The sequence below is a fragment of the Kitasatospora sp. NPDC047058 genome, assembly GCF_040643935.1.
Lineage (GTDB): Bacteria > Actinomycetota > Actinomycetes > Streptomycetales > Streptomycetaceae > Kitasatospora.
Genome location: NZ_JBEYVJ010000276.1, coordinates 1 through 9,782, shown reverse-complemented (window position 1 = coordinate 9,782; position 9,782 = coordinate 1). Strand labels below are relative to the sequence as shown.

The window sequence follows — 9,782 nt, the reverse complement described above, 5'->3', positions numbered from 1 at the left end:
GGCGGGCTCGGCGGCCGACGGCCTCGCGGCCGAACGGGACGGCTACCGCCTGGACGCCGCGCCCGCCGAGCTGCCCGCCGGGCGCGCGACGGGCTACCCGTTCACCATCACCGGCCCGGACGGCAGGCCGGTCACCGACTTCACCGTGCACCAGACCAAGAAGCTGCACTTCTACGCGATCCGCAGCGACCTCACCGGCTTCCAGCACCTGCACCCGGTGATGGCCGCCGACGGCACCTGGACCGCGGACCTGACCGCCCTCGCCCCCGGGACGTGGCGGATGTACGCCTCCTTCGTGCCGGCCGGCAGCACCCGCCGCAACACCGAGATCGTGCTGAGCCGCACCGTGCAGGTGGCCGGCGAGGCCACGCCGGCGCCGCTGCCCGCTCCGGCCGGCAGCACCACGGTCGACGGCTACACCGTCGCCCTCCGGAGCGTGCCCGAGGCCGGCGCCTACCGGCTCACCGTCACGGTCGGCCGGGACGGCCGTCCGGTCACCGACCTCCAGCCGTACCTGGACAGCTACGCCCACCTCACCGCCTTCCACGAGGGCGACCATGCGCTGTCCCACGTGCACCCGACCGGCCAGACCGACGGCGACCACGGCGGGCCGGAACTGACCCTCTACGCGATGCTCGGCTCCGCCGGGAGCTGGCGGGTCTTCCTGCAGTTCCAGACCGCAGGGCAGCTGCACACCGCGGAGCTCACCCTGCACGTCGCCTGACGCGCCGGGCGGGCTCCCCGGCCCGCGGTCAGGTGCGGCGGGAGACCGCCACGCCCGCGAGGCAGAGGGCGCCGCCCGCCAGGGTCAGCAGGGCGGGCGCCTCGCCGAGCAGCACCCACGCCATCAGCACCACCAGGGCCGGCACCGAGTACGTCGTCGCCCCCATCCGGCCCGCCGTCGTCCGGGAGATCGCGTAGGCCCAGGTGGTGAACGCCAGGGCGGTCGGGAACAGGCCGAGGTACACGACGTCGAGGAGCGCGGACGGCGGGGCGTCGGCGAGGTCCGACAGCAGCTGCGGGGTGAACGGCAGGCAGGCCGCCGCGCCGATCAGGCAGCCGAAGGTCGTCACCTGGAGCGGGCTCGCCGTGCGCAGCGCCGGCTTCTGGCTGACCACTCCGGCCGCGTACGCCACCGCGGCCGCCAGGCACAGGACGATGCCGAGCACGGAGCTGCCGCCCCCGCCGGACATGGAGAGGCCCACCACCACCGCCCCGGCCAGCGAGACCGCCATCCCGGTGAGCAGCCCGCGCGGGAACCCCTCGCGCAGCAGCCAGCCGCCCAGCAGGGCGATCAGCACCGGGCCGACGCCGACCAGCATGGCCGCGGTGCCCGCGTCGACCTGCTTCTCGCCCCAGTTCAGCGCGACGGTGTAGAGGCCGAACCAGAGCAGGCCGGAGGCGGCGATGCCCGGCCACGCCGAGCGCGGGGGCAGGCCCTCGCGCCGGTACAGCAGCAGCGCGAGCAGCGCCAGCGACCCCACCAGGAGCCGGCCGAGCGCCAGGGCGCCGGGCCCGAAGTGCGGGCCGGCGCTGCGGATCGCCACGAATGCGGACGCCCACAGCACCACCGTCGTCGAAGCCGCGGCCAGGGTGCGGCCGTCGATGCGGGCCGTGGCGTCGGTCGTAGAAAGATCCATGCGGGCGAACCTACGCCCGGCACGGTTCGGCCCGCACCGAAATATCGGCCCGCCGGGTACCCGCCCTCCGGTCCGGTCAGCCGCCCGCCCGGGTGCCGCCCGCCCGGGCGGCGGCGCACCGATCCGGCGGCCTACCATGAGAGGGATGTGCTGCCCGGTGCCCCGGTGGCTGATCCGGCAAGATCCGCCGGAGAGCCCCTCGCCGCCGGGCGAGGAGGCCGACATGGCAGCCGACACGGCAATGGCATCCGACCGGGCCGTCCCCGGAGGCCCGGACAGCCCCCGGTACATGCCGATCTCCGAGCACGGCCTGATCGGCGACCTCCGGACCGCCGCGCTCGTCGCCACCGACGGCACCATCGACTGGTACTGCTGCCCGCGCTTCGACGCGCCGAGCGTGTTCGCGGCCGTCCTGGACGCCGACAAGGGCGGGTCCTTCGAGCTGGCCGCCGACCTGCCGACGCGCACCCGGCAGTTCTACTTCCCCGACACGAACGTCCTCATCACGCGGTTCTTCGCCGCGGACGGGGTGGCCGAGATCCAGGACTTCATGCCGGTGGTCGACGAGTCGCGCGAGGCGGACCGGCACCGGCTGATCCGGCGGGTGGTCTGCGCCCGGGGCACCCTGCCGTTCCGGGCGGCGGTCGCGCCCCGCTTCGGCTACGGCGCCGAGCGCCACACCCTGGAGCTGGAGGACGGCCGCGCGCTGTTCCGCGCCCCCTCACTGGCGCTGGCGCTGACCGCGACCGTCCCGCTCGAAGCCGACGGCGCGGACGTGCGGGCGCACTTCAAGCTCCTCGAGGGCGAGTCCGCCGTCTTCGCCCTCGACGTGGTGAGTGACGACCTCCGGCCGCGCGCGTGCCCCCACGCGGAGGCGCAGGACCAGTTCGAGGCGACGGTGCGGTTCTGGCGCCGCTGGCTGGCCCAGTCGCGCTACCACGGACGGTGGCGGGAGATGGTGCACCGCTCCGCGCTGCTGCTGAAGCTCCTCACCTACGCCCCGACCGGCGGCATCGTCGCCGCACCGACGACCAGCCTGCCCGAGCGGATCGGCGGCGAGCGCAACTGGGACTACCGCTACGTCTGGATCCGGGACGCGGCCTTCTGCCTCTACGCCATGCTGCGCCTCGGGTTCACCTCGGAGGCCGAGGCGTTCATGGGCTTCCTCTCCGAGGCCGGCGTCCTCCGGTGCACCACCCCGATCGGCCCGGCCGGCCCGCTGCAGATCATGTACGGCATCGACGGGCGCGCCGAGCTGCCCGAGTACGAGCTGTCCCACCTGGAGGGGTACCTCGGGTCCGCCCCGGTGCGGGTGGGGAACGCCGCCACGGGACAGCTCCAGCTCGACATCTACGGCGCGCTGATCGACTCCGTCTACCTCTACGACAAGTGGGGGAAGCCGGTCAGCAGCGGCCACTGGGACGAGCTGGGCGCCGTCGTGGACTGGCTCTGCGACCACTGGGACCAGCCCGACGAGGGCGTCTGGGAGACCAGGGCGGGCCGCCGGGACTTCGTCTACTCGCGGCTGATGTGCTGGGTGGCCCTGGAACGGGCGATCCGGATGGCGAACCGGCGCGGCCTCCCCGCCGACCTGCCCCGCTGGCGGCAGGCCCGCGACGCGATCTACCGGCAGATCATGACCCGCGGCTGGTCCGCCGAGCGGCAGGCGTTCGTCCAGGCGCTGGACGACGACGTGCTCGACGCCTCCCTGCTGATGATGCCGCTGGCCAAGTTCATCGCCCCGACCGACCCCAAGTGGCTCTCCACCCTGGACGCACTCGGCACCGAGCTGGTCTCCGACTCCCTGGTCTACCGCTACGACCCCGCCGCCCGGCCGGACGGCCTGCGGGGCGACGAGGGCACCTTCTCGATCTGCTCCTTCTGGTACGTCGAGGCGCTGGCCCGCGCCGGGCGCCTGGAGGAGGCCCGGCTGGCCTTCGAGAAGATGCTGACCTACGCCAACCACCTCGGCCTGTTCGCCGAGGAGATCGGCCGGACCGGCGAGCAACTCGGCAACTTCCCGCAGGCGTTCACCCACCTCGCGCTGATCAGTGCCGCCTTCAACCTGGACCGCGCGCTCGGCTGAACCGGCTCAGGCTGCCCGGGTCAGGCGGCCGGGCTCAGGCGGCCCGGGTCAGCGCGAGGACCGGGATCCGGCGTCCGGCGCGCTCCTGGAAGGTCCTGAAGTACGGGGTGCGCAGCAGCTGCTGGGCCCAGAGGCGGTCGCGCTCCACGCCCTCGGTCACCGTGGCCGTCACCCGGTAGGACTCGGCGCCCACCTCGACGAGGGCGGTGGGTTCGGCCAGCAGGTTGTGGTACCAGTCGGGGTGACGGGGCCGGCCGCCGTTGGCCGCGAAGACCACCAGCCGCGCCCCGTCCCGCAGGTAGGTCACCGGCATGGTGCGGGGTTCCCCGCTGCGCGCGCCGGTGCTGGTGAGCAGCAGCAGCGGAACGCCGTCGAAGTCACCGCCCACGACTCCCCCGGCGGACCGGAACTCGTTGATCACCAGCTGGTTGCGCTGCTGCCGCTCTGACCGCTCTGACATGGGACCGCCTTCCAGGAGTGTTGCCGCTGCCCACGGGGGGTGAACCCCGTCCGGCCACCTTGACGATCTTGCGGCGCTCCGTCAAGCGATCTCCGATGCTCGGCATGGCGGGTGATGCCCCGTCATGACCTCCTTCGATGCCGGTGTCCGTGCACCGGTGCCGGGCGGCCGCGGCCGTCCGGCACCGGTCCCACCGTTCCCGGCCGGGCCGTTCAGAGGAGGGTGAGGTCGGCCGGCCGGGAGCGCCGGGCCGCGATGCGGACGGCGGCGAGGGCGGTCAGACAGCCCACGGCGTACAGGACCGTCACCCGCTCCAGGAGCGGGAGCTCGGAGGGGAGGGGGCCGTGGACGACCGTGGCGGTGAACAGGAGCGGTACGGCCAGGACGGCCGTGGCCGCTGCCGTACGCCCGACGGTGCGGGCGGTGCAGGCGACGGCGGCGCCGACGGCGACCGGGGCGACGATGTCGAACCCGGAGAGGCTGTTCCACTCCGTGATGCCGCCCCTGAGGGTGATGGCGACGTCGGCGGCCAGGACGGGGACGGCGACCAGCCAGGGCCACGCGGAGCGGAGTTGCGGCCGGTCGGGCGGTGCGATCGGCAGGATGAGCGCATTGAGGACGATCAACGCGAGATCGGACCTGTTCAGGCCGCACGAGAGCAACTCGGGGCGGGCGAGGACGTGGACGAGCGGTGGCGCCACGACGGCGGCCAGGGCGAGCGCCCGTGCCGCCGGCCAGCGGCCGGACAGGACCGCGCCCGCCATCAGCATCGCGGGGACCAGCGTCGCCGCGGCCGCGAGGAACGGGCCGACCCGCTGGGCACCGTCGTCGGCGAGGATGTCGAAGTCGGGGTCGGTGACCATCATGAAGGCCCACCAGAGATGGGTGACGGCGTACGCCCCGGCCAGCACCGCGGCGAGCGGGGCCGCGGTGGCGAGTGCCCGGCCCAGGGGCCGGTGGGAGGCCAGGCCCAGCCGGGCCCTGGCGCCGTGCCCGGCGACGTCGGCCACCTCGCGCAGCCTTCCGAGCCGGCCCGCGTGGGCGAGGTGGCGCTCGGCGTGGTCGGCGACCTCGGCGAGCGCGGTGGTGCCGTAGGAGGCCGGGTACAACGCGAGGGCCCACCGCAGCAGGGGGGAGGCCGGGCGGTGCGGGTCGGGGTTCATGCCGTACCTCCTGCGAGTCGGGTCCAGGTCGTCGACAGGCGCCGGTCGGCCTCGCGGAGTGCGGTCCGCAGCCGCTCGCTCTCGTCCCGGAGCGTCTGGGCGCCCTCGGTGGTGAGCGCGAACACCCGCCGGGGGCGCCCGTCCACGGTCTCCTCCCGGTCGACGCGGATCAGCCCGTCCGCCAGGAGGCGGTCGAGGGTCCCGTAGAGGCTGCCGGCGCCGAGCCGCACCCGGCCCTCCGAGATCGCGGCGACCTCGTCACCGAGCGCGTAGCCGTGCCGGGGCTGGTCGGCAAGTGCGGTGAGGAGAAGGAAGGTTGGCTCCTGCATGGAGCGTTTGTTCTTCACGGTCACCACCATAGTACGGTCACCGTAGTGTCTGGCAAGAGGGAATTGATCATCCGTCAATCCGGCCCGGCGACACCCTCGGCAGGGCGCCCGTCGGCGTGGCACGGCGCGCGCAGCGGGGTGAGCGCCGCCCGGTCGGGTGAATTCACCCGCACGGCCCGGCGTGGCGGACGGCGCGGGGCCGGCATGGGCGAGGATGCGAGGCGGTTCGCCCAGGAACTGTTCCGGGTGCGGCACTCCGCCGCCCGCCCGGGGGCGAACGTCCCCTGCACGAAAGGAGCGTGATGTCGGTTCCCGCTGTGACGAAAGAGGTCGAGGACTTCGTCGGCCTCTGCGTGCCGTTGACCGGCTTCGCTGCGTTCGACCTGTACGCCACCGGCATGGCCGAGCGGTATCTGGAGACCGCCCGGCAGCAGGTCGGGGCCGCCGCTTTCGCGGAGTTCCGGGCCGCGTGGACGGGGGCCGCCGCGCAGCGCGGCCCCCGGGACCTGTCGCCCACCCACCTGGAGGTGGCCCGCGCGATCACGTACCTGTGGCTGACCGGTGCCTGGCCGCGCCTGGCGCCGGCAGCGCACGCGGCGCTGCGCCGTCAGATGGCGAACGAGGAGTTCGTGGTCACGCCGGAGGCGTACGTCGAAGGCCTGGTGTGGCGGACGTTCCACGGGCACCCGGCCGGCGCCAAGCCCCCGGGCTTCGGCACCTGGGCGGTCCCGCCGCCGCCCCAGCCCAGCACCGTCGCCTTGCGCCAGGACCTTGGCCTCGACGAGGAGTCGGTCTGCCGCACCGGACTGACGGCCGAGGTCGCACTCGACGCCGTCCCCGTCCACCTGCTGCCCGGGTACCGCGCCTCCCGCGCGATCCCGCCGTCCGCCGTACCGACCGCCGCCCTGCGGTCCGACGCCCCGGAGGAGCACGCATGACCGACACCGTCAACACCGTCGGTGCGGACGAGGCCGTTCGCCGGCGCTACGACGTCGTCATCGTCGGCGGCGGCTGGTCCGGCAGCCTGATCGCCAAGGAACTCGGCGACCTCGGCTGGAACGTCCTGATCCTGGAGGCCGGAAACGGCGGCACCGAGACCTGGCCCGGCTACCTGGACTCGCTCGCCACCTTCCACTCCGCCGTCGCCAAGGTGCCGAACTCCGCCTACCGGCGCAGCGTCGCCGCGCCCTTCCCGGACGTCCTCGACCTCGCCCCGGTGCCCAACCCGGAGCCGGGCGAGCCGGAGTTCACCGCGAACGGCTACTTCGTCCAGAACGGCCGCCTCCCCTACGGCACCGACTACCTGCGGGAGCTGGGCGGCGCGGCGATGCACTGGCTCGGCGCCGTGCCGCGCATGCACCCCGAGGACTTCGCCACCGAACGGTACGGCTACGGGCGCAGCTGGCCCATCGATGCGGCGGAGCTGCAACCCTGGTACGCCCGGGCCGAGTTCGAGATCGGCGTGGCCGGGAACGCGGACGACCAGCGAGCGATCGAGGTCGTCACCGACCCGGACTACGTGTACCCGATGCACCAGATCCCGGCCAGCTACATCGACCGGTACTGCGAGGGCCTCAACGGCACGCACATCCCGGACGACGTCACGGGTGACACGTACGAGCTGCACGTCCGGAGCCTGCCGCAGGCCCGCAACTCCACCCCGAACCCGGACTACTCCCCCGTCCCGTACCGGCCGGAGAGCGCGGTGGGACTGCCCAACTACGGCGAGCGCTGCGTGGGCAACGCGAGCTGCGTGCCGATCTGCCCGGTGCAGGCGAAGTCCCACCCGCTGCGCCAGCAGGCCCGTTTCGCGAAGACGGTCTCGCTCGCCACCCGCTGCGTCGCGACCCGGGTCCGCCTGGCGGGCCCGACCCGGGGCGGCCGGGTGAGCGGGGTGGAGTTCCGCACGTACACCGACCCGGCCTCGCCGGTCGGGCGCTCGTACGTGGTGGAGGCGGACCTGGTGGTGCTCGCCGCCCACGCCGTCGAGAACGCGCGGCTGCTGCTGTTCTCCGGGCTCGCCAACGGGAGCGACCAGGTCGGCCGCAACCTGATGGACCACCCGACCATCCTCAACTGGGCGCTCGCCGACGAGGCCCGCGGGCCGGTCGGGCCGTTCCGCGGGCCCGGGCACACCTCGGGCTGGGAGGCGTTCCGCTTCGGCGAGGGGCGCTCCAAGCGGGCTCCGTTCCGGATCGAGATCGGCAACTGGGGCTGGGGCTGGGCCACCGGCGCGCCGATGAGCAACGTCGCCACCTCCCTCGGCATCGGCGGCGACGAGAGCGGCGAGGTGCGGCGCGACGGCGTGTTCGGGCCGGAGCTGCGCCGTCTGCTCGGTTCCACCATCGGCCGCCAGCTGCAACTGCAGATCGCCGTCGAGCAGTCGGCGAACCCGGGCAACAGGGTCACCATCGACCGCCGTTACCGCGACGCCATGGGGAACCTGCGCCCGGTCATCACCTACGACCTCGACCAGCACACCCGGGACGGACTCTTCGCCGCCCGCAAGGTGGCCCAGAAGATCTTCGGCCACCTCGGTGCCACCGACCACACCGACCACGCCCCGCGCAACGGCGTCCCCCCGCTCGGGCACTTCGTGCACACGCTGGACGGCGAGACCCTGGACCTGGCCTACAGCGGCGCGGGCCACGGCGCCGGAACCCACATCATGGGCAGTTCCGCGGCCACCTCCGTGGTCGACGGGTACCAGCGCACCTGGGAGCACCCGAACCTGTACGCCGTCGGATGCGGCAGCATGCCCTCCATCGGCACCAGCAACCCCACCATCACCATGCTCGCCCTCGCCCTGCGCAGTGCGGAGCAGATCCACCGGGATCTGCTCCTCGACCGGCGGCCGGCCGACCTGCACGGCACCGCCGGGGGCACGACGGACACGGAGGTACCGGCGTGATCACCGCTCTCGCACTGGACGAAGCCGGCTTCGGCGTCCCGAGGACGCTGGACGACCTGCGCACGTACCTCCAGGCGGCCATGGAGGTGGAGCACCTGACCATCCCGGTCTACATGACCGGCATGTACACCATCCGCCCCGGCACCAACCGCACGTCGTACTACGCGATCCGGGCCGTGCTGCTGGAGGAGATGCTCCACATGACGCTGGCCGCCAACCTGCTGAACGCGGTCGGCGGCACCCCGAAGGTCGGTACCGGTTTCGTCGCGAAGTACCCGGCGAGGCTGCCCTTCAGCGGCGAGACGGTCCCCGGCATCGGGCTGCAGCACTTCTCGCCCGAGGCGCTCAGGACCTTCCTGCGGATCGAGCAGCCCGAGGCGATCACGCCGGCCGAGCCGGGCTCCGGCTGGACCTCGATCGGGCAGTTCTACGACACCATCCGGGCGGGCCTGGAGTACCTCATCGCGACCCTCGGCCACGACGCGGTCTTCGCCGGGGGGAAGCCGGGCCACCAGGTCGGCCCGGAGGACTTCTACAACTCCGGCGGCGAGGTCTTCAAGATCGACGGCCGCAACTCGGCGCTGGAGGCGTTGGAGACCATCACCGAGCAGGGCGAGGGCGTCCACGACAGCATCTGGAACAGCAACGACCGGTTCGGCGAACAACCCGAACTCGCCCACTACTTCCGCTTCAACGAGATCTACACCGGGCGCAGCTACAGCCCCGACGACCGCCCGCAGGACCAGCCCAGCGGGCCGCTGATCGACGTCACCTGGGACGACGCCTACCCGATCCACGGCGACTCGAAGGTCGCCGACTACCGGCGCTTCGCCGGCACCAGCGCCGTGTACGAGCAGGCCGTCGCGTTCAACTCCCGCTACGCCGTCCTGCTGCGGTACCTCGACTCGGCCTTCAACGGGCGGCCCCGGCACATGGCGCTCGCCGTTCCCACCATGCTCGAACTGCGCGACCGCGCCGGGCAGCTCTACCGCAACCCCCACCCGGACCCGGCGCTCGCCGCCCGGGGCCGTTTCGCCAGCGCCACCTTCGAGATCGCCCGGCCCCAGTTCGACGCCGCCGACGAGGAGATCGCCCGCACCGCGGGGATCGACGGTGCTCTGCCACCCCGCCTCGGCCAGGGGCAGGAGACCGAGGGCCAGGACTCCGGCCTGGAAGGGTGCTCGGGTGTCCGG

General features: G+C 73.4%; 9 protein-coding genes. 5 read left to right on the top strand and 4 right to left on the bottom strand.

What is annotated here, in order from left to right:
- Window positions 1–724, top strand: a 724-nt coding sequence (locus ABZ885_RS29450) for a hypothetical protein (protein WP_360195046.1), incomplete at its 5' end; no start/stop codon positions are given.
- A gap of 28 nt (window positions 725–752) precedes the next feature.
- On the opposite strand, the gene ABZ885_RS29445 is transcribed toward ABZ885_RS29450, so the two are convergent.
- Complete coding sequence (locus ABZ885_RS29445) at window positions 753–1,640, bottom strand: DMT family transporter (protein ID WP_360195043.1); 888 nt, start codon at window positions 1,638–1,640, stop codon at window positions 753–755.
- Window positions 1,641–1,863: 223 nt separating this feature from the next.
- On the opposite strand from ABZ885_RS29445, the gene ABZ885_RS29440 reads away from it, so the two are divergent.
- Entirely contained in the window at window positions 1,864–3,726 is a 1,863-nt protein-coding gene (locus tag ABZ885_RS29440; protein ID WP_360195040.1) for a glycoside hydrolase family 15 protein, read from the top strand.
- Between the two features lie 34 nt (window positions 3,727–3,760).
- On the opposite strand, the gene ABZ885_RS29435 is transcribed toward ABZ885_RS29440, so the two are convergent.
- From ABZ885_RS29435 to ABZ885_RS29425, 3 genes are all read right to left on the bottom strand, one after another.
- On the bottom strand, window positions 3,761–4,186 hold the full coding sequence (locus ABZ885_RS29435; protein ID WP_360195037.1) for a nitroreductase/quinone reductase family protein: 426 nt from the start codon (window positions 4,184–4,186) through the stop codon (window positions 3,761–3,763).
- Window positions 4,187–4,398: 212 nt separating this feature from the next.
- Window positions 4,399–5,349 (bottom strand): hypothetical protein, encoded by a 951-nt coding sequence (locus tag ABZ885_RS29430; protein WP_360195034.1) that lies wholly within the window; start codon window positions 5,347–5,349, stop codon window positions 4,399–4,401.
- Window positions 5,346–5,678 (bottom strand): PadR family transcriptional regulator, encoded by a 333-nt coding sequence (locus ABZ885_RS29425; RefSeq protein WP_360195031.1) that lies wholly within the window; start codon window positions 5,676–5,678, stop codon window positions 5,346–5,348. The genes ABZ885_RS29430 and ABZ885_RS29425 overlap by 4 nt, the downstream gene beginning before the upstream one ends.
- Window positions 5,679–5,980: 302 nt before the next feature.
- Here ABZ885_RS29425 and ABZ885_RS29420 point away from each other — a divergent pair, with 302 nt between their 5' ends.
- The 3 genes from ABZ885_RS29420 to ABZ885_RS29410 form a co-directional block, all read left to right on the top strand.
- Complete coding sequence (locus ABZ885_RS29420; protein ID WP_360195028.1) at window positions 5,981–6,616, top strand: hypothetical protein; 636 nt, start codon at window positions 5,981–5,983, stop codon at window positions 6,614–6,616.
- Complete coding sequence (locus ABZ885_RS29415; protein ID WP_360195025.1) at window positions 6,613–8,589, top strand: GMC family oxidoreductase; 1,977 nt, start codon at window positions 6,613–6,615, stop codon at window positions 8,587–8,589. Before ABZ885_RS29420 ends, ABZ885_RS29415 begins: the two co-directional genes overlap by 4 nt.
- On the top strand, window positions 8,586–9,782 hold a 1,197-nt coding region (locus ABZ885_RS29410; protein WP_360195022.1), incomplete at its 3' end, for a ferritin-like protein. The genes ABZ885_RS29415 and ABZ885_RS29410, both read left to right, overlap by 4 nt.

Coding starts and splice junctions, on each gene's coding strand:
- ABZ885_RS29420 (WP_360195028.1), top strand. CDS start 5,981: ATGTCGGTTCCCGCTGTGACGAAAGAGGTCGAGGACTTCGTCGGCCTC.
- ABZ885_RS29440 (WP_360195040.1), top strand. CDS start 1,864: ATGGCAGCCGACACGGCAATGGCATCCGACCGGGCCGTCCCCGGAGGC.
- ABZ885_RS29425 (WP_360195031.1), bottom strand. CDS start 5,678: ATGCAGGAGCCAACCTTCCTTCTCCTCACCGCACTTGCCGACCAGCCC.
- ABZ885_RS29415 (WP_360195025.1), top strand. CDS start 6,613: ATGACCGACACCGTCAACACCGTCGGTGCGGACGAGGCCGTTCGCCGG.
- ABZ885_RS29445 (WP_360195043.1), bottom strand. CDS start 1,640: ATGGATCTTTCTACGACCGACGCCACGGCCCGCATCGACGGCCGCACC.
- ABZ885_RS29435 (WP_360195037.1), bottom strand. CDS start 4,186: ATGTCAGAGCGGTCAGAGCGGCAGCAGCGCAACCAGCTGGTGATCAAC.
- ABZ885_RS29430 (WP_360195034.1), bottom strand. CDS start 5,349: ATGAACCCCGACCCGCACCGCCCGGCCTCCCCCCTGCTGCGGTGGGCC.